Consider the following 22,618-nt stretch of genomic DNA (forward strand, 5'->3'; position numbering starts at 1 on the left):
AAGTTTGCCGCAAAGCAACGAACTTCGTGGATTGTGCTCGCGTGCCCGCGACCGTCCACCATGCTGGAGCCTGGGAGCGATGACGACAACCTCCGACCGCCAGATCACCGCCGTGGTCAGCGATTTCCTTGACGCCCAAAAGGAAACGATCGTCGCGCAGTGGGCCGACTCGTCGTTCTTCCGCTCCGTGGCGCAGGATTCCGACCAGGCCGCCGGCGACAGCGCCGAGGTCCTGCGTGGCCTGCGGCGCGCCATCGCCGCTGGTGACGCGGACAGCCCCGCCGCCGAGGGCTTCAACGACCTGCGTTCGCTGCTCACCGCGCTCGCCTCGCAGCTGGACGGCAACGAAGGCGTGAGCGCGCGCACCGCCGTCGAGGTGAGCGACCTCAAGAAGCCGCTGCTGCGCCTGTGGCGGCAGGAGGCCGATGCGGACTTGCTCACAGCGGGCGCCGTGCTGCTCTCCAGCGCCGTGGACACGCTCCGGCTGGTGCTCGTCGAGTCCGCGCTGGCCGCGGCCAAGGAGACCCTGGCGATCCAGCGCGAGCAGCTGACCGAACTGTCCACCCCGGTCATCAAGCTGTGGGACGGCGTGCTGGCCATCCCGCTGATCGGCACCCTGGACAGCATGCGCAGCCAGGTCGCCACCGAAAGCCTGCTGCAGTCGATCATGACCCACCAGGCCAAGGTCGCGATCCTGGACATCACCGGCGTGCCCACGGTCGACACGATGGTCGCCCAGCACCTGCTCAAGACCGCGATGGCGGCCCGGCTGATGGGCGCCGAGTGCGTGATCAGCGGCATCCGCCCGCAGATCGCGAACACGATGGTGCAGCTGGGCATCGACCTCGGCGAGGTCGCCACCCGGGCGCGGCTGGCCGACGCGCTGGCCTACGCCCTGAACCGGCTTGGTCTGCAGGTCGGGTCGGCGGCGGGTCCGGGCGTGGTCTGATGGCCGGTGTCCCCATCGTCAACCTGAACGGTGTCCTGCTGGTCACCATCCAGGAGGAGCTCCTCGACCAGTCCGTGGCCGAGTTCGAGTCGGCGCTCACCGAGAAGGTCGTGGAGACCCGCGCCCGTGGGGTGCTCATCGACGTGTCCGTGCTGGACATCATCGACTCGTTCCTCGCCCGCACGCTGCACGACATCGCCGCCATCACCTCGCTGATGGCGGCGCGCACCGTCGTGGTCGGCATGCGCCCTGCCGTGGCGATCACCCTCGTCGAACTCGGCCTGACCCTGCCCGGGCTGCTCACCGCGCTCTCCGTCGAGGAGGGTCTTTCGCTCCTCGCCCCACCACCGGGGCCCGCGCGGACGGCGCTGCGGTGACACGCGCGCCTTCGACGAGCACGGTCGCCATCCACGACGAGTACGACATCGTGCATGTGCGGCACGCCGCCCGTGAGGCGGCGTCCACCGCGGGGTTCAGCCTCGTGCAGCAGACCAAGCTGGTCACCGCCGCCAGCGAGCTGGCCCGCAACGCGCTGGTCTACGGGGGCGGCGGGCAGGCGGAAATCGCCGTGGAGGACCCCGGCGGCAACCCGACGGTGCGGATGACCTTCACCGACAAGGGTCCGGGCATCCCGGACATCGAGGCGGCCATGGCGGACGGGTTCACCACCGGTTCCGGCCTCGGCCTGGGCCTGGGCGGCGCCAAGCGGCTGGCCGACCAGTTCCGGATCGACTCCGCGCCCGGCCGCGGGACCAGGGTGGAGATCAGCATGTCCGCCCGCCGGACCACGGGCCCGTGACCCGCGACGACCTGGTCGTGACCGAACCCAGCCACGTCGGGCGCGCGCGGGTCATCGCCGCGTCGGCCGCGGCCCGTGCCGGGCTGCCCCTGGACCGGGTCCACCGGGTGTCGCTCGCCGCCACCGAACTGGCCACCAACCTGCTCAAGCACGCCGGGCGCGGGGTGTTCAGCGTGGTGCCCGGGCTGGGCAGGCTGGACGTGGTGGCGGCCGACCGCGGCCCGGGGATCGGCCGGATCGAGGACAGCATGCGCGACGGCTACTCGACGACCGGCACCCTCGGCGGTGGCCTGGGCGCGGTGCGCCGCGCCGCGGACGTGTTCGACGTCTACAGCCGGCGCGGCCAGGGCACCTCGGTGCTCGCGCGGTGGCACGGGGGCCCGTCGCCGTTGCGGGGTGGCCTGCGGATCGGCAGCGCGGTCCTCACCGCCCCGGGTGAAACCGAGTGCGGCGACCGCTGGACGGCGCAAACGGCGGACGATAGCGTGACCATCGCGGTGAGTGACGGCTTGGGACACGGTCAGTTAGCGGCCAAGGCCAGTGACGCGGCGATCTCCACCGTCGTGGCGCACACCGAGCTGCGGCCGGCTCGTATCCTGGAGCTGATGCAGCCGTCCCTCGCTTCCACCCGCGGCGCGACCGTGGCCGTCGCGCAGCTGACACCGGCGGAGGGGCGCATGCGGTTCTGCGGGGTGGGCAACGTGTCCACCCGGTTCTACGCGGACCCGGACACGTCCGTGCAGCGCATCGTGTCCCGCCACGGCATCGTGGGCGTCGCCGCCCGGCCGCGGCCGTCGGACTCCGTGTACCCGTGGTCGCCGCGCAGCTGGCTGATCCTGCACACCGACGGCATTTCGGACAAGTGGAGCAGCACCGACTGGCCCGGGTTGTTCACGCACGACCCGGCGACCGTCGCCGGGTGGATCCTGGGCCAGCGCGGCCGCGAGCGGGACGACGCGTGCGTGGTCGTCGTCGCGGGAGGTGGTGGACCGTGACCGAGGCCACCACCGAGGACCTGCTGCGCGAGCTGCGCGAAACCGTCGAACGGCAGGAGCGGGAGCTGCGGCTGCATCAGTCGGAGCTGGAACAGACCAACGCGGGCCTGCTGGCCCTGCACGCCGAGGTCGAGCTGCAGCGGCAGCGCTCGGCGTTCCTGGACGAGGTCAGCCGGAGCGTGTCGGCCTCGCTGCGGGGCCGGGAGGTCGTGGAGGCCCTGGTCGGGCTCATCGAGCGGGAGAGCCTGGCCGACTGCGCCGGCGTGTGGCTGGCGACGAGCGAGAGCCGCACCCTCAAGCGCTTACCCCGGCCGGAGAGCGCGCCGGACGCGGACGTGAAGCGGGTGGCGACCGGGCACCAGCCGCACGTCGAGCCGAAGCGGCTGCTGCTGCCGCTGACGGTCGGCCCGCACCTGCTCGGCGTGCTCGAGCTGAACCGGGACAGCGACTTCACCGACGACGAGGTGTCCTTCCTCACCGAGGTAGCGGCGCGGTCCGCGGTCGGCCTGCGCAACGCCGGCGAGTACGAGCGGGAGCGCGAGCTGGCCGAGCGGCTGCAGCACGCGATGCTGCCGACCCTGAGCGCCCCGGACGACCTGGAGCTGTGCGCGCGGTACCGGCCGGCCGCGACCGGGGTGAACATCGGCGGCGACTGGTTCGACGCGTTCACCCGGGCCGACGGCACGATGGTGCTCACCGTGGGTGACGTCACCGGGCACGGCCTGGACGCGGCCGTGGTGATGGGGAAGCTGCAGAACGCGCTGCGCGCCTACACCGCCGAGGGGCACGGCCCGGCGGAGGCGCTGCGGCTGGCCCACCACCTGCTGCGCGGCCTGGACAGCACGCTGTTCGCCACGGCCGTGGTGGCCGATCTGGAGCTGGCGACCGGCCGGATGCGCTGGGCCAGCGCCGGGCACCTGCCGATGCTGACCTGCGGCAAGGACGGGGTCCGCTCCCTGGAGCGGCCGAACGCGCCGATGCTGGGGGTGCCGTTCACGTTCCACATCACCGAGTACGAGGAGACCATCGCCCCGGGCAGCGACCTGCTGCTCTACACCGACGGCCTGGTGGAGCGCCGGGCGGAGGTCCTCGACGACGGCCTGGAGCGGCTGACCGGCGCGTTCGCCGAGGTCACCGGGCTGCCCACGGACGAGGCCGGTGACCGGATCCTGGCCGAGATGCTGGGCCAGGACGAGCACGACGACGACGTGTGCCTGCTGTTGTGCCGCTGGTCGGCGCGGCCGGACGCGCGGTCCTCGCACGGCGCGCGGCACCTGCCCGCGCACCGCTGAGCTTCCTCAGCGGGGCAGGGCGAACTCGGCCCACACCCACTTGCCGTTCGCGCCGGTCTCGTAGCCCCAGGACTCGCTGACCGCGTCGACGATCACCAGGCCGTTGCCGCGCACCGAATCCTGTTCGGCCGGTCGCGGGACCGGGACGTGCAGGTCTTCGTCCCACACGCGCAGCACCACGCGGTCGTCGTGCTGGCGCAGCACCACGGCGACCTCGCCGTGCCCGTGCTCGACGGCGTTGGTGACCAGTTCGGACGTGGCGAGCACGATGTCCTCGCGGGTGTCCGGCGGCACCTCCCAGGCGCGCAGCGCGGAGGCGGCGAAGTGCCTGGCCTGACCCGCCGCCGGTGCCTCCTCCGGCAACCGCGTCACCGCCCGCCGCCACTCGGACGGCCTGCTGTGGTGCTTCGTCGGTCGGCGCGAGCCGTCGGTCCTCACAGTGTCCTCCCGCCAGCGGTCCTTGCTCGCGTATCGGCTGTGGTGGAGGTTCCCCGGAGGGGGCCGGTTAACCACTTTCCGCCCCGATCCGCACCCGCGGTGCAGCCCGGTTAGGATCGGCGGACGGTTGAGCCGCCAGCCTGTTGCCGTGGCGGCTTTCCAGGTATCGGTGCAGCTTCCTTGTGGTCCGCCGACGGCAGGACGCGGTGAACGACGACAGTAGGAGGTATCTCGGGTGACCACCGAGTTGCGTGTCACGCGTCGCCTCGTCGACGGTGCCATCGTGGTGTCCGCGGCGGGCGATGTGGATCTGACCAGCGCGCCGGATCTGGACAGCGCGGTGCAGTCCGCCTGCGCCGAGACCCAGCCGCCGGGGCCGGTGGTGGTCGACCTGTCCGAGGTGACCTTCCTGGGGTCGATCGGGCTGAGCCTGCTGGTCAACGCGCAGCAGAAGTGCGAGGAGAACTCGGTGGAGCTGCGGGTCGTGGCCACCAGCCGCGCCGTGCTGCGGCCGCTGCAGGTGACCCGGCTCGACGAGCAGCTGCGGATCACGTCGTCGGTCGAGGAGGCCGTGGCGCCGCCCGCGACCGAAGCGAGCTGATTGCCCCGGCTGGCGCGGGGTACTCGCTGCCGGTGAACCGAGCCGGGGAGCGAGACATGATCGTGGTGAGCAGGCGGATTCCCGTCCAGCCCGACAAGGTGTTCGCCGTCCTCGCCGACGGCTGGACCTACGCGGGCTGGGTGGTGGGCGCCGCGCACATCCGGCAGGTGGACAGCCACTGGCCGCAGGTGGGTTCGCGGATCCACCACAGCGTCGGGCCGTGGCCGGTGAGCGTGCAGGACGTGAGTTGCGTGCTCGCGGTCGAGGAGAACAGCCTCCTCGAACTGGAGGCCCGCATGTGGCCGATGGGCTCCGCGAAGATCACGCTGACGCTGACACCGGACACCGACGGCGGCACGGAGGTCCAGATGGCGGAGAAGCTGGTACGCGGCCCACTGAGCGTCCTGCCCGGGCCGATCCAGGCCGGCTTGCTGGCACCGAGGAACACCGAAAGCCTCAAACGCCTGGCCGACATCGCAACGCACCGCTGACGCGGTCTTTGCACCACAGCGGAGCTGGGTGGTCATCCCGTCGCCTGACACGTGACGATCACCTTGAGCCAGGGCCGCAACCTCCGTGCTCGCGTGAGTTGACATGCCAACCTTGCGGCCCTGGCTCAAGGTGATATGCACAAACCGGAAGGCGACGGGATGACCACCCAGCTCCCACCTCGCCAAGGTGAGATGAGGGGCTTTCCGTCATCCCGGAGCCTGCCCGTCCGGCGAGGACATCTTTTGATCTTTAAAGCCGCGCCGCCTTCGGCAGGCGGGGAGTCCGCCCTGCGGGCGGATAAAAAGCGCCTCACGGCGCCAAAAGGTCACCTTCCGACCACCCCCGCCCCCGATGCCTGATTGTGTTTCGGTCGCCGAGCAGACGTGTCAAGGCGGGAAAGAGTACCTTGACACGCCTGATCGGCGACCAAAGATCGGCTGTGGATCGGGGGCGGGGGAGGTCTGGTTGGGGTAGTCGGTCTTCTTGCGTTGCCGGGCGGCGGTTGGTGAGGTGAGGTGGGGTGCTGCCGGTCCGGCCGCCGCTTCACGAATAGATCGCCCGGTGCGCCGCCTTGATCATTCCCCCGTACAGTCCGCCCGCTACCCCGTTCCGCGCCAGCGCCGCGCGGGCCGCGTTCGCCCCTGGTGCGCCGTGCACGGCCCCACCGGGGTGAGCCGAAGCGCCTGCCAGGTACAGTCGATCAACGGGCGTGTCCGCCCTTGCCAGCCCGGGCACCGGCCGGAACACGAACTGCTGGTGGATCGCCGCGGTGCCGGCGTTGATCGCGCCCTCCACGAGGCTCGGGTTGTGCGCCTCCAGCTCGCCCGGCCCCTGCACGCACCGCGCCTTGATGAGGCTCGTGAAACCGGGTGCTCGCTGCTCGACGATCTCCTGCATCCGGTCGGCGTACCGCTCCAGCCTGCTCCGGTCCCACCGCTCGCCCCTGGGGACGTGCGTGTACGCCCACACCGACTCCGTTCCCGCGGGCGAGCGGGACGGGTCGGTCGTCGTCATCTGGCCCAACAGCAGGAACGGCCGCTCGGGCACCCGGCGGCAGGCCAGGTCGGCACCGTAGGCGGTCAGGCCATCCAGATCAGCGTCCAGGTGCACCACGCCCGACCGGCGCGCCTGCTCGGCCGTCCACGGGATCTTCCCGGACAGGGCCCAGTCGACCTTGATCGTGGCGTTGTCCCAGTGGAAGCGGTCCAGGTCGGACACCAGCCGCGCGGGCAGGTGCTCCTCCCCGACCAGCTCCCGGTACAGCGCGGGCGCCGGCACGTCCGCCAGCACCGCCCGCCTGGCCCGGACCAGTTCGCCGTGTTCATCCCGCACGCCCATCGCGCGGTTGCCGGCGATCAGCACGTTGCGCACCCGGCGGTTGCACTCGACCCGGCCGCCGCGGTCGGCCAGCCTCCGCACGAGGGCGGTGATGATCCGCTCCGCGCCACCCTCCGGCACCGGGAAACCCACGTCCTGCCCGGCCATCCCCAGCAGCCACCCGAACACACCGCTGCCGGCGTTGTCCGGGCCGAGGTCGGTGTGCAGCGCGTTGCCGGCGAACAGCAGCCGCGCGCCGTCGCCGTCGAACAGTTCCTCGCCCAGGCGCCGCACCGGCAGGGTCACCATCCGGACGAGCCGGAGGGCTTCCGCGACACCGATCTTGCGCACCAGCGTCGCCGCCGAGCGCACCGGCGGGAACGGGCGCAGGACCGATTCCAGCAGGTCGTGCCGCACGCGCTGCCACTGGTCGAACGCCGCACGCCAGGCGTCACCATCCCCGGGGGCGAAGGTCGCGACCGACGCGGCCGTCTCGTCGAGGTCCCGGGACAGCGCCACGGACCGGTCGTCGGGCAGGACGTGGGCGAGCACCAGCGGCGCGTGCTTCCACACCAGGCCGTAGGAGTCCAGACCGAGCTCGCGCAGCACCGGCGACGCGTAGCCGAGCGGGTAGAACGCGCTGCACAGGTCGCTGAGGAACCCGGGCGCGGTGATCTCGGCGCTGCGCACGGCCCCGCCCGGCTCCGGCTCGGCCTCCAGCACGAGCACGCTCCAGCCGGCGTCGGCCAGCACGTTCGCCGCCACGAGGCCGTTCTGGCCCGCCCCCACGACGACCGCGTCCACGGTTTCGGTCACGACGCTCCCTTCTAGGCCTGCGTCTGGCGGCTGGGCCGGCCCAGCCTGATCCCAGCCAACCGCGCCGGCCACGATTCCGCACCCCGCGGCGCGAGCGGCCCGCTGCCGGTGCCGCTGCCGTCGCGCATGCCGGTGACCAGTTCGGCGAGCGCCTCCTTCGCGTCGTAGCGCGGTTCCCAGCCCAGGTGCGCGCGGGCGCGGGTGGTGTCGATCAGCGGCGCCCGGTCGGCGAGGGTGAGCCAGCCCGGGTGCATCGGCTGCAGCCCGAGCCGCCAGGTCGGCAGGGCGAGCGTGGTGACCAGCCGTCGCGGCACCGGCACCCGGAAGCCGCCGAACAGATCGGCGAGGTCGTTGACGCCGAGGACCGGTTCGGCGGCGAGGTTGAAGGCGCCCTCCGCCTGGTGGTCGAGCATCAGGCAGATCGCGTCCGCGACGTCGTCGGCGTGCACGACCTGGGCGCGCAGCCCGGTCCAGAGCGGCACCGGGAGCAGGCGGTTGCCGATCAGCGCGGGCGGCAGGAGGGGGCTCAGTGTCCAGCGCGCGAGCTGTCCGCCGGAGTCGTACTGGGCGACGGCGCACGGCCGGAACACCGCGACGCGGACGTCCGGGTGCTGGCGGGCGAACAGTTCGACGAGGCGTTCCAGGCGGGCCTTGTCGCGGCTGTAGGCGCTGCCCGGGACGCCGGTGCGGGGCCAGTCCTCGCCGACGCGGGTCCAGCGCGGGGCCGGTGTGTACGCCGCGACGGAGGACGCGCAGATCAGCTGCGGCACCCCGGCCTCCGCGACGGCGGCCAGCACCTCCTGGGAGCCCTCGATGTTGGTACGGTTGCGCGGCGGCTCGTCCACACCGGGGTAGATGGCCCAGGCGAGGTGGACGACGGCGTCCGCCCCGGCGAAGACCTTCGGCAGGAGGTCCGGGGCGTCGTCGGAGTCGAGGTCGCAGTCGACCCAGTGGGCGCGGTCGTAGGGTGGACGGCCGTCCGGAACACGCCGCGCCAGCCCGACGATCTCCCAGTCCGGCCTGCGGGCGGCCGCGCGCAGGAACGCGGTGCCGATGCTGCCGGACGCCCCAGTGACGACGACCTTCATGGCGGACGTGTTCCACCCGGGCGCGTGCGCTAACCGCGGGGGACGGAACTTCTCCGGCGCCGCGGGGTTTCGCGGAACTCCGGCAGCCGCTCGGCTCGCCGGGGAGTCGCCACCGCCGGCCACGTCAGCGTGCGCCCTCCGGCACCGCGCGCCGAGCCTCGTCACCGCTGCCCGTCCTCCCGGGAACCCACCGCCTCGGCTCTCCGCCGCAGCGCGCCCCCGGCGTCAGCCCTCCAGTCGAGCCGGCGCCTCCGGCATGCCACCCACCGAGCGCCCTCCCCCGGGAACCCACCACCCCGGCTCTCCGGCGCAGCGCGCCCCGGCGTCAGCCCTCCGGCAGGGCGGGCGCCTCGGGGGTCGCCACCGCTGCCAGGCGGTTGCGGATCGCGGTGCGGGCGTAGTCGTAGCGGGATGGGTCGTCGTGCAGGAGGGCGTCTTCCGCGGCCGCCCGGGTGAGCGCGTCCAGCTCGAAGGCCAGCAGCGCGGCGTCCACGTCCGCGGCGATCTCGCCCATCTCCTGCGCCTCGGCGATCGTCGTGCGGTAGAGGGTCTGCCAGTCGCGCCGGCCGGCCGCTATCGCGTCGCGCACGCGGCCCGGGCGCGCGTCGAACTCGGCGGCCGTCGCGATGAAGAAGCACCCGCCCTCGAACACCGGCTGCCGCACGTACGCCAGCCAAGCCTCAGCCAGCGCCCACACCCGCCGGATCCCCGCCGGGGCCTTCCGCGCGGGCTTCACGACCTTGCCGACGAACACCTCGACCGCGGCGCGCACCGTGGCCAGCTGCAGCTCCTCCTTCGACCCGAACTGCGCGAACACCCCGCTCTTGCTCACGTCCAGCTCGGTCGCCAGCCGCCGCACGGACAGGCTCTCCAGCCCCTCCACCGACGCGATGTCCATCGCTCGGTCCAGGATCACCCGCCGCGACCGCAGCCCGCGCTGCACCCGCTTGTCGACATGCGCGTCCGTCATCCGGCCAGTGTATCCCGGACGACCGTCCACCAGCGGATCAACTCCCATCACGGAATTGTACAGCCAATCAGGTGAAACTTACCGTACGGCCGTCCACCAACCCGAGGAGCGAAATGAACGAGACCTACGTCCTGGTCCCCGGCGCGTGGCACGGCGGCTGGTGCTGGGACCGCGTGGCGGCCCCACTGCGGGCACGGGGGCACCGGGTCCTCACCCCGGACCTCGCGATGGACGCCACCGCCGGTCTGCACACGCACGCCGCCGAGGTGGCCGCCCTGCTCAAAGACCTGCACGACGTCATCCTCGTCGGGCACAGCTACGCCGGTTTCGTCGTCCGGGAGGCCGCCGACCAGGTCCCGGACCGGGTCGCGCGGATCGTGCTCGTCGACGCGTGGTTCGGCGGCGACGGCGACTCGCTGGACAGCCTCGCCCCGGAGTGGTTCACGCGGTGGGTGGACTCGATGACGGCCGACGGGCTGATCGGCGTGCCACCCGCTTCGGCCACCGGGGTCACCGATCCCGGCGACGCCGAATGGCTGGCGGCGAACCTGGTCCCGCACCCGCGCCGCTCGTTCGCCGACCCGACGAGCCTGACCGGCGCGGTCGAGGCCATCCCCTGCCACGCCGTCGTGTGCCTGGACAACGACCGGATGCCGCTGGCGCGGCTGGCGCGCGAGGCGGGGTGGCCGGTCACCGAACTGCGCACCGGCCACGAGTGCATGGTCACCGCGCCGGAGGACCTCACCGCGGTGCTCCTGGAGCAGTCCACAGAGGACTAGCTGCCCGAACCCGGTTCGGCCATCCGGCGGTGCATCGCCGCCTTCACGGTGTCCGGCACGGCTCGGGCGGCCGCGGCCTGGACCTTGTTCCGCGCCGAACCGGCGATCACCTTGTCCTTGCCTGCCATCATCGCCGCGAAGCCCTGCTCGGCGACCTCCGCCGGATCGTCCTTGGGGCCCTGCGCGATCTTGGTGTCGGTCATCCCGGCGCGTTCGAAGAACTCGGTGTCCGTCGGCCCCGGCAGCAACGCCGTGACCGTCACCCCGCTGTCCTTCAGCTCCTCGCGCAGCGCCTCGGCGAACGACGCCAGGAACGCCTTCGTCGCGTTGTAGACGGCCTGGAACGGGCCGGGCGTCATCGCCGCGACCGACGACGTGAACAGCACCCGCCCGGCCGCCTGCGCGACCATGCCCGGCAGCAGGCGCCGGGTCAGGTGCACCGCCGAGGTCACGTTCAGGTGGATCACGTTCAGCTCGTCCCGCAGCGTCCCGTCGACGAACGCCCCGCCCACCCCGACACCGGCGTTGACGGCCAGCGCGGCCAGCGGGCGGTCCACCGACGCCACCGCGGCGACCAGGTTCTCCACTCCGTCGTAACTCGCGAGATCGCCCCGCACGGCCAGGACCTGCGCCCCGAGCGCCATCAGCTCGCGCTGGGCGTCGTCGAGTTCCGCGTTCTCCGCGGCGATCACGAGGTCGTAGCCGTGCGAGGCGAACTGCTTCGCCAGCTCGCGGCCGATCCCGGTGGAGGCACCGGTGACGACCGCGAGGGGTCTGCTCTGTGCGTTGGTCATGGCGGGCGGATACCCCTACCGTGGGAGGAGGAACCTTCCCGGGAGCAGGAGGACGCGGCCGTGACCGACGCCTGGCACCGCCCGTTGCGGCACATCAAGGGCAGCGAGCTGAGCGGTGACACCGCGCAGACCAGCGGGATGCGCCGGTTGGAGGCCGTGTCCGGCAAGACGGCCGGGTCGGAGAAGGTCTGGATGGGCGAGACGCACGTGGGCCCGCACACCAATTCCGGTGACCACCACCACGGTGAAGCCGAGACGGCGATCTACGTGAAGTCCGGGCACCCGGTGTTCGTGTTCGCGCAAGGCGACGAGGAGATCCGGCTGGAGACCGAACCGGGCGACTACATCTTCGTGCCGCCGTGGGTTCCGCACCGCGAGGAGAACCCCGGCGAGGAGGACGCGGTCGTGATCATCGCGCGCAGCAGCCAGGAGGGCATCGTGGTGAACCTGCCCAGCCTGTGGGCTCCGGTCGACAAACCGGATTCCTGAGCCACTCCGGCTCAACCCCACTTCTCCGGGCTCTGGTTGGTCGCCATCCCGGGGCCACGTATGATCCTCGCCAGCGTCAAGCAGCCGGCGCCCACGCCGTCCGAACGGCGGACGGCACCACAGAGGCGAAGGGCTTGGCGATGAACGAACTCCGGCGGACACGTCCGCGCTCATCCGCAGTGGGAAGGCTCCGGTTCTGATCCATCCCGGATCCCGGATCACCCACCCCATCGCGGCATCCGTCCACCGCCCGCTGCCCGCGCGGCGGTCCGGCGGTGTGCCGGGCAGCGCACACGCGGAGAGAACCGACACATGACCAGACCCGAGCGGCCGGCGCCACTGGCCAGACTCGACGACGTCACCCTCGCACTGGACAACCTGCGCGTCGGCCTCGACGACGAGGAGCCCCTCGACGCGGTGCTGCGGCGGCTCGCCGAAACCGCGGTGAACGCGATCGCGGACGCCGACGCGGTCAGCGTCACCCTGCTCGACGACGCCGGGCCGCGCACCGCGGCCATCACCGACGACGAGCTGATCGGGATCGACCAGGCCCAGTACGCGGCGGGCGACGGACCGTGCCTGCGTGCCGTCACCACGCGCGAACCGGTCCGCGCGGTGTCCAAACCGGACACTGGACCCTGGCCGGAATTCGCCGCCGCCGCGCAGGATCGCGGCGTCCTGACGTTCCTCGCCGTGCCGCTGCTGCTCGGCAGCGGCACCCGCGACGGCGACGAACTGGTCGGTTCGCTCAACCTGTACAGCCGGATCGACGGCGCCTTCGACCCGTTCGACCAGAAGCTGATGCGGTTGTTCACCGGCGCCGCCTCCGCGGCGATCAGCAACGCGCGGCGCTGGTACCACGCGCGCCAGCAGATCCGGCACCTGGAGAACGCGCTCACCTCGCGCGCCGAGATCGACCAGGCCAAGGGGGTGCTGATGGCGGTGCACGGCATCGGCGCGGCCGAGGCGTTCGACCGGCTGGTGGACCAGTCGCAGCGGCAGAACATCAAACTCCGCCAGGTGGCCCTCGATCTGCTGGACTCCGTGCGGTCACGCTGACCGCGTCAGCCGCGGCGCATGGCGACCCGCGGCCACCGGTCCAGCCCCCGGGCGGCCTCCGCCGCGCGGATCCGGCGCAGCCCCGGCGTCAGCTCGTCCTCGGCCAGGCGGACGAAGCCGCACCGCTCGTAGTACGGCGCGTTCCACGGCACCTCGGCGAACGTGGTCAGCGTCAGCGCGGGGAAACCGGCCCGCGCGGCCTCCTCGATCAGCGCGCGCCCGATGCCGCGCCGCGCGCTGGCGGCGTGCACCGACACCTGCTCGATGTGCAACGCCCCGTCCACCGGCGCCGCGACCAGGTACGCCACCGGGTCCGGGTCGCCGGCCACCCAGGCGAACGGGTAGCTCGCCAGTTCCGCCGGCGTCGGCAGCACGTCGTCGGCGATCTCGGGCATACCGATGTCGCGGAAGCACTCCCCCGCCGAGCGTTCGATCTCCGGCAGCCGGTCGAAATCGGCCGCGGTGGCCGTCCTGATGCGCATGGCGACCAGTGTGACCGGGTATCGCCACACCGATGACACGAATTTTGTCCCCCTGGTCCTGGTTCACCCGGGCGCTGCGCTTCCCCGGGCGGGAGCGCGAGGCGATCGTGCAGGCGCTGAAGATGGCGCTCGCCGCGGTGCTCGCGTGGCTCGTAGCGCGCCTGGTGATCCCGTCGCCGCAGTCGTTCATCGCGCCCTACGCCGCGGTGTTCCTGATGACCGCGACGGTCTACCGCTCGCTGACCAACGCCGCGCAGCAGACGGCCGCGCTGCTGCTCGGGCTGGCCGTCGCCTACGCCGCGGCCCACCTGATCCCGCAGCCGGTGCTGGCGCTCGCGGCCGCGGTGTTCGTCGGCATGCTGATCGGCCAGTGGCACCGGTTCGGCGGCAGCGGCATCTGGGTCGGGGTGACCGCGCTGCTGATGATCTCCTACGGCACCGCCGGGAACCTGCTCTACCTGGCCGAACGGATGGGCGAGAGCGTGCTCGGCGCGGTGATCGGGCTCGCGGTGAACACGGTGATCCTGCCGCCGGTGCACCTCCGGCACACGCGCGACGCGGTGACCGCGCTCGCCGCCGAGGTGCGCGACCTGCTGCGGTCGATCGCGGACGACCTGCGTGACGACTGGGACGACGACACGGCCACGCAGTGGCTGCGGCGCGCCCGGCGTCTGGATTCGACGGTGCGGAAGGCCGACGAGGCGGTCAGCTGGGGGCGGGAGAGCGTGCGGTTCAACATCCGCTGGCTGGTGCACCGCCGCCGCGGGCGCAGCCCCCTGCCGTCGTCCTTCGAGTCGCCGCTGAGCGCGCTGACGGAGGTTTCCGAGCAGGTCAAGCGCATCGCCGAGGCGCTGGTCACGGCGGCCCAGCAGGACGAGGCCGACCACGAGTTCACCGCCGGGTACGCGCGGCTGCTCGACCAGCTGGCCGGGGCCGTCGGGTGCCTGGACCAGACCGACGACCGGCTCACCGACCTGCCCGGCTACCTGGACGAGCTGGCCGCGCACCACCGCGAGCTGGACGGCCGGGTGCGACTCGACCGGGTCACCACCGTGACGCGGCAGGCCGAGGACGCCGCGCTGCTCGCGGTGGCCCGCTCGATGCGCGTGCTGGAGACCGTCGCGCCGCGGCGGTGATCACCGCCCGGCGAGCAGTTCCTCCAGCTCACCCAGCACGTCCTCGACGGACACCGTCGCCACGAAGGAGTCGTCGTGTTCGCAGCGGGGCAGGTCCTCGCGCGTGCAGTCGACGCCGCACACCGGGCAGTGCGACATCCACGAGATCAGCACCCGGTGCCGCGACCGGCCGAGCGGCCCGGCGTTGACCACATTGCCCATCCAGTAGACGCTGACCGTCGGCGCGCCGACCGCCGCCGCCAGGTGCCGCGGCCCGCTGTCGTTGCCGGCGAACGCCGAGCACCGGTCCAGCACCCCGACCAGCGCGGACATGCTCAGCGAGGTCAGCGGCCGCACCGGCGGTCCGGCCATCGCGGCCACCCGCTCCACCAGCTGACGCTCGTCCGGCGCGCCGATCACCACCACCCCACGCCCGTTGGCCGCGAGCTTGGCCGCGATCTCGGCGAACCGCTCCGCGGGCCACCGCCGGCGCGGGTCACCGGCCCCGGGGTGCACGACGACCAGGGGCTCCGGCAGTCCCTCCAGCGCGGCGGCCGCCGCCGCGCGGTCCGCGTCGGTCACCGTGATCGACGGCTCCAGCTCCACCGGCCGCGCCCCGGCCAGCCCGACGACCTCCAGGGCCCGCAGCACCTCGTGCTGGTAGTAGCGGAACGGCAGCCACCGGTCCGCCTCCGCCGCGTCCGGGGTCCGCGCGCCGACCAGGTACCGCGGTTCCAGCTTGCGCAGAAAGGGATTCGAGTTCCGCCCGCCGCCGTGCAGCTGCACGGCCAGGTCGACCGGCTTCAGCGCGTCGAACCACGCCTGCTGCTCGGACTCGTCGAACGGCTGGCCCGCCGGCTCGTGCACGTTGGGGTACGGCGGCAGCGGGCGCACCTCGGTCACCGGCGACGGGCGCCCGGCGAACAGCTGGCGGTGCAGTTCCGTGCCCAGCAACACGATCTCGGCGTCCGGATAGGCGCCGCGCAGCGCGGCCATCGCCGGCACCGCGAACAGCAGGTCCCCCAGACCACCACCGCGCAGCACGGCGATCCTGCGCACATCCGGCCACTTCGCTTCGATCGGGCCGACGGCCGGCCCTGGCTCCGAGTTCACCACGCGCTGAAGGTGCCCGATTCCGCAGGCAGCAAACGGAAATGTTTCGCCGTCCAAGATCCGGCTACTGGTGGAGCAGGAGGAGAAGGAGGTGGACATGGCAGGCGAGACCAAGGACGTGGCCCCCATCACGCCGGACCTCGTCCGGCTGCTGTCGGAGACCGCGCCCACGGTCGTGGTGCTCGGGGACGCGATCCTGGACGTGTGGCTGTCCGGCACCTGCGAACGCATCTGCCGCGAGGCCCCGGCACCCGTCGTCGACGTGGGGGCGCGCGCCCTGTCGCCGGGCGGGGCGGCGAACACCGCGGCGAACCTGGCCGCGCTGGGCGCGCGGGTCCGGTTCGTCAGCGTCGTCGGCGACGACGACCCCGGCCGGGAACTGGCCGCACTGCTGGACTCCCACGGCGTCGACACGCAGAACCTGCTCACCGCACCATCGCGACGCAGCATCAGCAAGCAACGCGTGGTCGCCGACGACCAGGTGATGCTGCGCTTCGACGAGGGCGACCGCGACGACCTGCCCGCGGTCCAGACGAACCGCCTCACCCAGGCGCTGGAGAAGGCGCTGGCCGGCGCGGACGCGCTCATGGTGTGCGACTACGGCAACGGCCTGCTCGGCAAGCCCCTGCGGGACGCGGTGGCGCGGCTGCGCGCGGACATCCCGCTGCTGGTGGTCGACGCGCACGACTTCGAGCACTGGCGGCCGGCCGGCCCCGACCTCGTCACGCCCAACGCCGCCGAGGCCGCGCACCTGCTCGGCGCCGAGCTGCCGGAACCCGGCGAGGAGCGGGCGCGCCTGTTCGAGGACGAGCGGCGGACGCTGCTCGACAAGACCGGCGCGGCGGCCGCGGTCGTGACCATGGACCGGCACGGCGCGATGTTGCTCACCGGCGAGGGCCGCGGCTACCGCACGTGGGCCGATCCCGCGCCGGAAAGCCAGGCCAGCGGCGCGGGTGACACGTTCGCCGCGGCGCTCGTGCTGACGCGGGCCGCGGGCCTGCCGACCACGAGCTGCATGGAGCTGGCACAGGCGGCGGCGAACGTGGTGGTGCACAAGGACGGCACCGCGATCTGCACGCCGGCCGAGCTGTCCCTGGCGCTGAGCCGGGAACGCGAGGCCGCGGTGCCCGCCGACGAGCTCGCCCGCGCCGTCGCCGCACACCGGGAGTCCGGGCGGCGGGTCGTGTTCACCAACGGCTGCTTCGACGTGCTGCACCGCGGGCACATCACCTACCTCAACGAGGCCAAGCGACTGGGGGACGTGCTGATCGTCGCGGTCAACTCCGACGAGAGCGTGCGACGGCTCAAGGGCCCGGACCGGCCGGTGAACACCGCGCAGGACCGCGCGGCCGTGCTGTCGGCGCTCAGCTGCGTCGACCACGTGGCGGTGTTCGAAGAGGACACTCCGGTGGAGATGCTGAAGCTGCTCGAGCCGCAGCTCTACGTCAAGGGCGGCGACTACACGGAGAACATGCTGCCCGAGGCGCCGACCGTGCGGTCCTACGGTGGCGAGGTCCGCGTGCTCGGTTACGTCGCGGACCATTCCACGACCTCGGTCATCGAGAAGATCCGGACCTCGGCCCCGGTCGGGGAGGGCGCGTGAGGGTCGACGTGCTCATCCCGACGTGCGAGCGGCCCGCCGAACTGGCCGTGACGCTGTCCGGGCTGGCCGCGCAGGACTTCCCGGACTTCGCCGTGCACGTGGCCGACCAGTCCGACGGGGACGCGTCCTACGACTCGCCACCGGCCCAGGCGATGGTGCGGGTGCTGCGGCACCACGGGCACCCGGTCGAGCTGAGCCGGAACCTCCCCCGCCGCGGGCTGGCGCAGCAGCGGAACTACCTGCTGGACCAGTCGAAAGCGGACTTCGTGCTGTTCCTGGACGACGACGTGTGGCTCGACCCTGGCGCGATCACCCGCCTGCACTCGGCGATCACCGAGCTGGGCTGCGGCATGGTCGGCAACGCCGTCACCGGACTGTCCTACCTGGACGATCGGCGGCCGGACGAACTGGAGCCGTACGAGGAGTGGGAGGGAAGCCCGGAGCCGGAGCAGATCACGCCCGGCACGCGCGAATGGCAGCGCTGGACGCTGCACAACGCGGCCAACCCGACGCACCTGTCGGAACTGGTGTGGCACCGTCCGAAGTGGACCGCGTACAAGGTGGCGTGGGTCGGCGGCTGCGCGATGTTCGACCGCGAGGCGCTGGTGAACGTCGGCGGGTTCGAGTTCTGGCAGCAGCTGCCGGCGGAGCACTGCGGTGAGGACGTGCTGGCCCAGATGAAGGTCGCGGCCAAGTACGGCGCGGCGGGCATCCTGCCCACCGGCGCCGTGCACCTGGAGTCACCGACCACCGTGGTGAACCGGGACACCGAAGCCTACGACGTCGTTCCCCCGTGAGGATCATGACCGAGCCCGTTTCCGAAACGCGCCTCCGGCTCCAGGACGAGTACCTGGAGCGGGCGGCGGAAGAATTGCTCTCCTGCGACGAGCGGTTGCGTGGCCTCGACCTCGAGGTCCGCTTCGACCGCGGCGTCGCGCACCTGACCGGCGAGGTCGGCGAACGCGCGCACCTGGACACCGCGCGTGAGCTGATCGGCCGGCTGGACGGGGTGTTCGCGGTGTGGGACCGCGTGCGGGTCGGCGGGCGGGATCCGCTGATCCTGGACCTGGGGTGCGGCGGGCAGAAGCAGTACCCGGGCAACCTGGGCGTGGATCTGGTGACCACCGGCGAGGTGGACGTGGTGGCCGACCTGTCCGGGCCGCTGCCGTTCGCGGACTCGTGCGCGGACCGGGTGTTCCTGGTGCACATCCTGGAGCACCTGATCGACTTCCTGCCGCTGGTGGACGAGGTGCACCGGGTGCTGCGCCCGGGCGGCATCGCCTACGTGCTATCCCCGTGGTGGCGCTACGTGAACGCGGTGGCCGATCCGACGCACGTGCGGCTGCTGGACGTGCAGACGATCAAGGGCATCTGCCGCCGGCCGGGCTCGTCGCGCACCTGGTTCCCGCTGCACGCGGGCTGCGACGGGGCGAGCATCTTCGCCGAGCTGCGGCCGGTCAAGGACGGTTCGGTGGAGGAACCGGACGCGGGACATCTGTCCCGATTCTTCGACTGAGTGACCTGACTCGCACCAGCGCACTCCCCTCGACTGGCGTGAAATGCGTGATGCATACCGTGAACCGCATGACGACCCACAGGATTCCGGCGGGTGCGATCAACCTGTGGCCGGAGCAACCCGAGAGCACGACGCGGACCGGCGGCACGGAGAACCGCGGGCTGGTGTGGTCGGCGCTCTGGCAGCACGACGAGCCGGAGACGTCGGTTCCGGACGCGCAGTCCTAGAGCGCGAGGCCGAGCCGCGTCAGGTACGCGGACAGTTCGGGCGGCGTGTGGAAGGCGCTGCGGATGGCCAGTGTGGCGTCGCAGCCGAAGGTGATTTCGTCGCGGCTCACTTGGTGACCTTCGGTGCGCAGCCCGTCGCGGTAGGCGTCGATGACCAGCTCGTGCAGCGCGGGCAGGGCGGTGACCGGGAGGGTGCCCTCGTCGGCCAGCCCGATGAGGAGCTGCCCCAGGTCGGCGCCGACCGGGAACGGGCACTGCCAGCCGACGTCGATCACCACGAACGTGTCCGGGGCCGCGCGCGGGATCAGGAGGTTCTGCGGGCAGGCGTCGCTGTGGCCGGTGGCCTGGGGTAGCGCGTCGAGGCGGTCGAGCAGGGCGGGCACGCGGCCGGCGAGCGTGCGCTGGTCGTTCGTGGTGAGGCGGGTGAAGGCGTCGAGCTGGAGCCGCCCCTCGGTGAGGATGCGCAGCGCCGGACCGGGCGGCCCGCCGAAGCGGCGGCCGGCCCATCGTCCGAGCAGGTAGGCGGCGTGCTGGAAGCGCGGCGGGTCCCAGGGGAGGTCGGCGCACTGGACGTCCTCGAGCCACATCGCGACGCGGCCGTCACCGAGCTCGTCGATGCGGTAGACGTCGGGGGTGCGCAGCGCGGGTGGCAGTTCGAAGCCGGACAGGAGGAAGTCCGCTTCCGCGCGCCAGGGGAACTCGCGGGTGAGCCGGTCCCGAAGATGGCCCGGCAGGGCGGCGAACACCGGGGAATGCCGGGGAGCCTGAAGAACCTTGACGAAGGCGACGCGCCCGTTCTCGACAACCCGATAAACAGCGGCGGTCGAGGGCGAGCTGGGACGAAACGGCACGGAAACGACCTTCGTCGCCGACGGGTGGCCCCGGGCTGAGGCGTGCCGTGGACGGGTGCCGGCTAGGCTGGGCATCCACGCTGGCCGCAGCCGCCGGACGTGCCGTGTTCGCCTACGCATCACGCTCACCTCAACCGATCCCTTGCCGTCGCCTGCGGCGCAGCTGGGGCGCAACCGAGCGGCCGCGCTCCGGGCGGGGCAGGCTGCGCCGCCGCGGCTTCGCCGTAGGCGGCCTCGCCGTATCCGCGCGACACACCATCGGGCTGGGCGCCGGTGCGCGGGCCGCACCCGCCGCGCGGCCCCCCGTCGCCTTGCGACACAGCCGCACCCGACTGCCCACCGCTGCGCTCGCCCACCCGCCGTCGCCATCGCCGCACGGCGCGGCTCCGCAGGAGCCCCAACTGCGGCGCGCCGCCGCACGGCCACGCCCGCCGCACCACGCATCGCCCGGGCCCCACACCCCGTCCACTCTGTGGCGCAGCGCCCCACCGACCGCAGCTGCGCCGCCGCCCCACGGCCCCCGCCAACCCCCTCAGCGGTAGGGGTCCGTGATCTCGCACAGCTTCTCCAGCGTCTCGCGCAGCTGGGTCATCCTCCGCCGGCCCACGTGCTTCTCCCACTCGGCCTCGATTCGGGCTATCTCGGCTTCCGCGTGGGGCGCCGCCTCGCGGGCCTTGTCCGTCGCGTGGATCAGGCGCGCCCGGCCGTCGCGCGGGTCCGGCATCCGCTGCACGTACCCGGCCCGCTCCAGCTGGTCGACCAGGAACCCGGCGGTCTGCTTCGTCACCTGCGCCGCCTCGGCCAGCTCCGTCAGCCGGCTGCCGCCCGGGTTCAGCCGCTGCAACAGCCGCGCCTGCGCGAGCGTCACGTCGAACCCCGCGGCGCGGATCGCGTCCATCACCCGGTTCTCCAGGTGCCGGTACGGGATGTAGAGCAGCAGTCCGGTGTTCACGCACGCTCCTTGACGATAGTCAGTGACTTTGATTAAAGTAGTCAGACCATCTTACCACTTTCGGGCGAGGTTTCCATGGACCACAACGACAAGTGGCAGGCGATCGACGCGGAACGCGAGCGCCTCGCCGACCTCTTCGCCTCCCTCACCGACGTCGAGCGGACCTACCCGTCGCTGTGCGACGGCTGGACGGTCCACGACGTCGCCACGCACGTCGCGCTGGCCCCCTACGCCAGCGTCGGCACCGTCCTCAAGGCCGCGATCCGGGCACGCGGCAGCTTCAACCGCATGGTCCACGACCTGACCAAGCGGGAGTCGGCGCGACGCTCGCCGTCCGAGGTGGTGGACATGCTGCGGGGCGCGATCGGCGTGCGCCGTCTCGCGCCCGGGCAGTCCCTCGACAACGCGCTGATGGACGTGCACGTCCACACCCAGGACATCGCGATGCCGCTGGGCCGGCGCCTGCCGATGCCCGCCGACGCGGCGGTCGCGGCCGCGGACCACCTGTGGGAGATCGGTTTTCCGTTCCACGCCCGCAAACGCCTGGCCGGTCACCGTCTCATCGCGACGGACGCCGAGTGGAGCGCGGGCGAGGGCGCGGAGGTCCGCGGCCCGATCCAGGCCCTGGTCATGCTGCTGGCCGGCCGCACCGCGACCATCCCGCAGCTGACCGGCATCTAGGCGGTGCGCTTCTCCCGGCCGCGCTCGACGGCGGTCAGACCCCAGCCGAGCGCGATCATGCCGACGCCCAGGCCCAGGTGCAGCCAGTTGTCGGCGTTGTTGAGCGGGACGAAGTTCGCGCCGCTGTCCTGGTCGATGACCAGCCCGTAGACCCACAGCAGCAGGTACACGAAGCCGCCCAGCACCAGGAACCCGCGGGCTCCGCCCGGCGTGCGGGCCAGCGCCAGGCCGATGATGCCGAACAGCAGGTGCACGATGTTGTGCAGGATGGACACCGCGAACACACCGAGCAGCATCGCGTCGGAGTGGTGGCCGGCGAAGGTCAGGTCGCCGTAGTTCGTGGTGATGCCCGGGATGAACCCGAGAATCCCGACCAGCAGGAACACGGCGGCGACGACGGTGGCCGCGGCCTGCACGGGCCTACGGGCCCTGGTCGCGGTTGCGAAACTCCCGGTCATGGCTACTCCTCAGGGACGAATTGGTTCCCGGATAGCCCCGCATACCGTTTCGAAACCAGTTCACGGACGGCGGCCGATGAGATTCATCGCGACGAGGCTCAACACGACCTGGTCATCCTGGTTGAGCAGTTCGCCGCGGGTGTGGACGAGCCCGCGGTCCGGCTTGGTACGTGACGCCCGCGCCGACAGGATCGTGGCGCGCAGCCGCAGCGAGTCGCCCGGCCGCACCGGCGCGGGCCAGCGCAGCTCGTCCACGCCGGGCGAGGCGAGGCTGGCGTTGCGGGAGAGGTAGTGGTCGGCGAACAGGCGCATCAGCAGGCCCGCGGTGTGCCAGCCGCTGGCGATGAGCCCGCCGAACGGCCCGGTGCTCGCCCACGCCGGCTGGGTGTGGATCGGCTGCGGGTCGAACTGGGCGGCGAAGTCGAGGATCTCCTTCTCGGTGACCGAGAGGTGGCCGTACTCGTACACCGCGCCCGGCTGGTAGTCCTCGAAGAAGCGGTGGTCGATCGGCGCGGCGAAGTCGGCCTCGCTGAGGGTCATCGTCATGGCGTCAGCATCGCACGCAGGAGGACCGGCCCAGCACGAGTGACGGCGGCTCGGCCCGCTGGTAGCCATTCGCCCCGCGCGCGGCAGGCACCCGTTCGCCCGCGAGCACCGGCTCGCCACGCAGGCGGCGACTTCGCCCGCACGCGTCGCCTGGCACCGCGGGAACTCGATCCACGCGCCAGCCAAGCCCCTCGGG

At 72.4% G+C, this 22,618-nt stretch carries 27 protein-coding genes; 16 read left to right on the forward strand and 11 right to left on the reverse strand.

What is annotated here, in order from left to right; all coding sequences use genetic code 11:
- Positions 1-79 precede the first annotated feature (79 nt).
- Genes IE290_RS32130 through IE290_RS32150 form a run of 5 tightly spaced genes read left to right on the forward strand, consistent with a single transcriptional unit; the run spans position 80 to position 4,035 of the window.
- On the forward strand, positions 80-949 hold the full coding sequence (locus tag IE290_RS32130; protein ID WP_191248474.1) for an STAS domain-containing protein: 870 nt from the start codon (positions 80-82) through the stop codon (positions 947-949).
- Positions 949-1,326 carry an STAS domain-containing protein gene (locus IE290_RS32135; RefSeq protein ID WP_191248475.1) on the forward strand — a complete coding sequence of 126 codons (378 nt, stop codon included), beginning with the start codon at positions 949-951 and terminating at the stop codon, positions 1,324-1,326. Before IE290_RS32130 ends, IE290_RS32135 begins: the two co-directional genes overlap by 1 nt.
- Positions 1,323-1,748, forward strand: a complete 426-nt coding sequence (locus IE290_RS32140; RefSeq protein ID WP_191248476.1) for an anti-sigma regulatory factor — start codon at positions 1,323-1,325, stop codon at positions 1,746-1,748. The genes IE290_RS32135 and IE290_RS32140 overlap by 4 nt, the downstream gene beginning before the upstream one ends.
- Positions 1,745-2,743, forward strand: a complete 999-nt coding sequence (locus IE290_RS32145; protein WP_191248477.1) for an ATP-binding protein — start codon at positions 1,745-1,747, stop codon at positions 2,741-2,743. Before IE290_RS32140 ends, IE290_RS32145 begins: the two co-directional genes overlap by 4 nt.
- Positions 2,740-4,035 carry a PP2C family protein-serine/threonine phosphatase gene (locus IE290_RS32150; protein ID WP_191248478.1) on the forward strand — a complete coding sequence of 432 codons (1,296 nt, stop codon included), beginning with the start codon at positions 2,740-2,742 and terminating at the stop codon, positions 4,033-4,035. The genes IE290_RS32145 and IE290_RS32150 overlap by 4 nt, the downstream gene beginning before the upstream one ends.
- Before the next feature lie 6 nt (positions 4,036-4,041).
- On the opposite strand, the gene IE290_RS32155 is transcribed toward IE290_RS32150, so the two are convergent.
- Positions 4,042-4,473: an ATP-binding protein gene (locus IE290_RS32155; RefSeq protein WP_191248479.1), complete on the reverse strand. Its 432-nt coding sequence runs from the start codon at positions 4,471-4,473 to the stop codon at positions 4,042-4,044.
- Between the two features lie 235 nt (positions 4,474-4,708).
- Between IE290_RS32155 and IE290_RS32160 the strand changes: the two genes are divergently transcribed.
- Both IE290_RS32160 and IE290_RS32165 read left to right on the forward strand, forming a co-directional pair.
- Positions 4,709-5,074, forward strand: a complete 366-nt coding sequence (locus tag IE290_RS32160; RefSeq protein ID WP_191248480.1) for an STAS domain-containing protein — start codon at positions 4,709-4,711, stop codon at positions 5,072-5,074.
- Between the two features lie 56 nt (positions 5,075-5,130).
- Entirely contained in the window at positions 5,131-5,565 is a 435-nt protein-coding gene (locus IE290_RS32165; protein ID WP_191248481.1) for an SRPBCC family protein, read from the forward strand.
- 544 nt (positions 5,566-6,109) lie between these two features.
- On the opposite strand, the gene IE290_RS32170 is transcribed toward IE290_RS32165, so the two are convergent.
- The 3 genes from IE290_RS32170 to IE290_RS32180 all read right to left on the reverse strand — a co-directional run bounded on the left by IE290_RS32170 (position 6,110) and on the right by IE290_RS32180 (position 9,757).
- Positions 6,110-7,699 (reverse strand): phytoene desaturase family protein, encoded by a 1,590-nt coding sequence (locus tag IE290_RS32170; RefSeq protein WP_191248482.1) that lies wholly within the window; start codon positions 7,697-7,699, stop codon positions 6,110-6,112.
- An 11-nt stretch (positions 7,700-7,710) separates the two neighbouring features.
- Complete coding sequence (locus tag IE290_RS32175) at positions 7,711-8,787, reverse strand: NAD-dependent epimerase/dehydratase family protein (protein WP_191248483.1); 1,077 nt, start codon at positions 8,785-8,787, stop codon at positions 7,711-7,713.
- Positions 8,788-9,112: 325 nt separating this feature from the next.
- A complete protein-coding gene (locus tag IE290_RS32180; protein ID WP_191248484.1) occupies positions 9,113-9,757 on the reverse strand; it encodes a TetR/AcrR family transcriptional regulator in 645 nt (214 codons plus the stop codon).
- Between the two features lie 113 nt (positions 9,758-9,870).
- Here IE290_RS32180 and IE290_RS32185 point away from each other — a divergent pair, with 113 nt between their 5' ends.
- Positions 9,871-10,536, forward strand: a complete 666-nt coding sequence (locus tag IE290_RS32185; RefSeq protein ID WP_191248485.1) for an alpha/beta fold hydrolase — start codon at positions 9,871-9,873, stop codon at positions 10,534-10,536.
- Here the strand turns inward: IE290_RS32185 and IE290_RS32190 are convergent.
- Positions 10,533-11,330: an SDR family NAD(P)-dependent oxidoreductase gene (locus IE290_RS32190; RefSeq protein ID WP_191248486.1), complete on the reverse strand. Its 798-nt coding sequence runs from the start codon at positions 11,328-11,330 to the stop codon at positions 10,533-10,535. The two genes, IE290_RS32185 and IE290_RS32190, sit on opposite strands and share 4 nt — an antisense overlap.
- A 60-nt stretch (positions 11,331-11,390) precedes the next feature.
- Here IE290_RS32190 and IE290_RS32195 point away from each other — a divergent pair, with 60 nt between their 5' ends.
- Both IE290_RS32195 and IE290_RS32200 read left to right on the forward strand, forming a co-directional pair.
- A complete protein-coding gene (locus IE290_RS32195) occupies positions 11,391-11,819 on the forward strand; it encodes a cupin domain-containing protein (protein ID WP_191248487.1) in 429 nt (142 codons plus the stop codon).
- Between the two features lie 312 nt (positions 11,820-12,131).
- Complete coding sequence (locus tag IE290_RS32200; RefSeq protein WP_191248488.1) at positions 12,132-12,878, forward strand: ANTAR domain-containing response regulator; 747 nt, start codon at positions 12,132-12,134, stop codon at positions 12,876-12,878.
- A 5-nt stretch (positions 12,879-12,883) separates the two neighbouring features.
- Here IE290_RS32200 and IE290_RS32205 read toward each other — a convergent pair whose 3' ends face one another.
- On the reverse strand, positions 12,884-13,360 hold the full coding sequence (locus tag IE290_RS32205) for a GNAT family N-acetyltransferase (protein ID WP_191248489.1): 477 nt from the start codon (positions 13,358-13,360) through the stop codon (positions 12,884-12,886).
- A 32-nt stretch (positions 13,361-13,392) separates the two neighbouring features.
- Between IE290_RS32205 and IE290_RS32210 the strand changes: the two genes are divergently transcribed.
- A complete protein-coding gene (locus IE290_RS32210) occupies positions 13,393-14,496 on the forward strand; it encodes an FUSC family protein (protein ID WP_191248490.1) in 1,104 nt (367 codons plus the stop codon).
- On the opposite strand, the gene IE290_RS32215 is transcribed toward IE290_RS32210, so the two are convergent.
- Positions 14,497-15,591: a glycosyltransferase family 9 protein gene (locus IE290_RS32215; protein WP_191248491.1), complete on the reverse strand. Its 1,095-nt coding sequence runs from the start codon at positions 15,589-15,591 to the stop codon at positions 14,497-14,499.
- Between the two features lie 94 nt (positions 15,592-15,685).
- Between IE290_RS32215 and rfaE2 the strand changes: the two genes are divergently transcribed.
- The 4 genes from rfaE2 (at position 15,686) to IE290_RS32235 (ending at position 18,934) form a co-directional block, all read left to right on the forward strand.
- A complete protein-coding gene (gene rfaE2, locus IE290_RS32220; protein WP_191248492.1) occupies positions 15,686-17,191 on the forward strand; it encodes a D-glycero-beta-D-manno-heptose 1-phosphate adenylyltransferase in 1,506 nt (501 codons plus the stop codon).
- Complete coding sequence (locus tag IE290_RS32225; protein ID WP_191248493.1) at positions 17,188-17,988, forward strand: glycosyltransferase family 2 protein; 801 nt, start codon at positions 17,188-17,190, stop codon at positions 17,986-17,988. Before rfaE2 ends, IE290_RS32225 begins: the two co-directional genes overlap by 4 nt.
- A gap of 5 nt (positions 17,989-17,993) precedes the next feature.
- Positions 17,994-18,707: a methyltransferase domain-containing protein gene (locus IE290_RS32230; RefSeq protein WP_191248494.1), complete on the forward strand. Its 714-nt coding sequence runs from the start codon at positions 17,994-17,996 to the stop codon at positions 18,705-18,707.
- A gap of 68 nt (positions 18,708-18,775) precedes the next feature.
- Complete coding sequence (locus tag IE290_RS32235; protein ID WP_191248495.1) at positions 18,776-18,934, forward strand: hypothetical protein; 159 nt, start codon at positions 18,776-18,778, stop codon at positions 18,932-18,934.
- Here the strand turns inward: IE290_RS32235 and IE290_RS32240 are convergent.
- Complete coding sequence (locus IE290_RS32240; protein ID WP_191248496.1) at positions 18,931-19,785, reverse strand: hypothetical protein; 855 nt, start codon at positions 19,783-19,785, stop codon at positions 18,931-18,933. The two genes, IE290_RS32235 and IE290_RS32240, sit on opposite strands and share 4 nt — an antisense overlap.
- Positions 19,786-20,317: 532 nt before the next feature.
- Positions 20,318-20,737, reverse strand: a complete 420-nt coding sequence (locus IE290_RS32245) for a MarR family winged helix-turn-helix transcriptional regulator (RefSeq protein WP_191248497.1) — start codon at positions 20,735-20,737, stop codon at positions 20,318-20,320.
- Positions 20,738-20,812: 75 nt separating this feature from the next.
- Between IE290_RS32245 and IE290_RS32250 the strand changes: the two genes are divergently transcribed.
- Entirely contained in the window at positions 20,813-21,418 is a 606-nt protein-coding gene (locus tag IE290_RS32250; RefSeq protein ID WP_191248498.1) for a maleylpyruvate isomerase family mycothiol-dependent enzyme, read from the forward strand.
- On the opposite strand, the gene IE290_RS32255 is transcribed toward IE290_RS32250, so the two are convergent.
- Together IE290_RS32255 and IE290_RS32260 are read right to left on the reverse strand one after the other, a co-directional pair.
- A complete protein-coding gene (locus tag IE290_RS32255) occupies positions 21,415-21,876 on the reverse strand; it encodes a DUF4383 domain-containing protein (protein ID WP_191248499.1) in 462 nt (153 codons plus the stop codon). The two genes, IE290_RS32250 and IE290_RS32255, sit on opposite strands and share 4 nt — an antisense overlap.
- 60 nt (positions 21,877-21,936) lie before the next feature.
- Complete coding sequence (locus tag IE290_RS32260) at positions 21,937-22,422, reverse strand: MaoC family dehydratase (protein WP_191248500.1); 486 nt, start codon at positions 22,420-22,422, stop codon at positions 21,937-21,939.
- Positions 22,423-22,618: the final 196 nt, after the last annotated feature.

Source organism: Amycolatopsis deserti (assembly GCF_014653945.1).
GTDB lineage: Bacteria > Actinomycetota > Actinomycetes > Mycobacteriales > Pseudonocardiaceae > Amycolatopsis_E > Amycolatopsis_E deserti.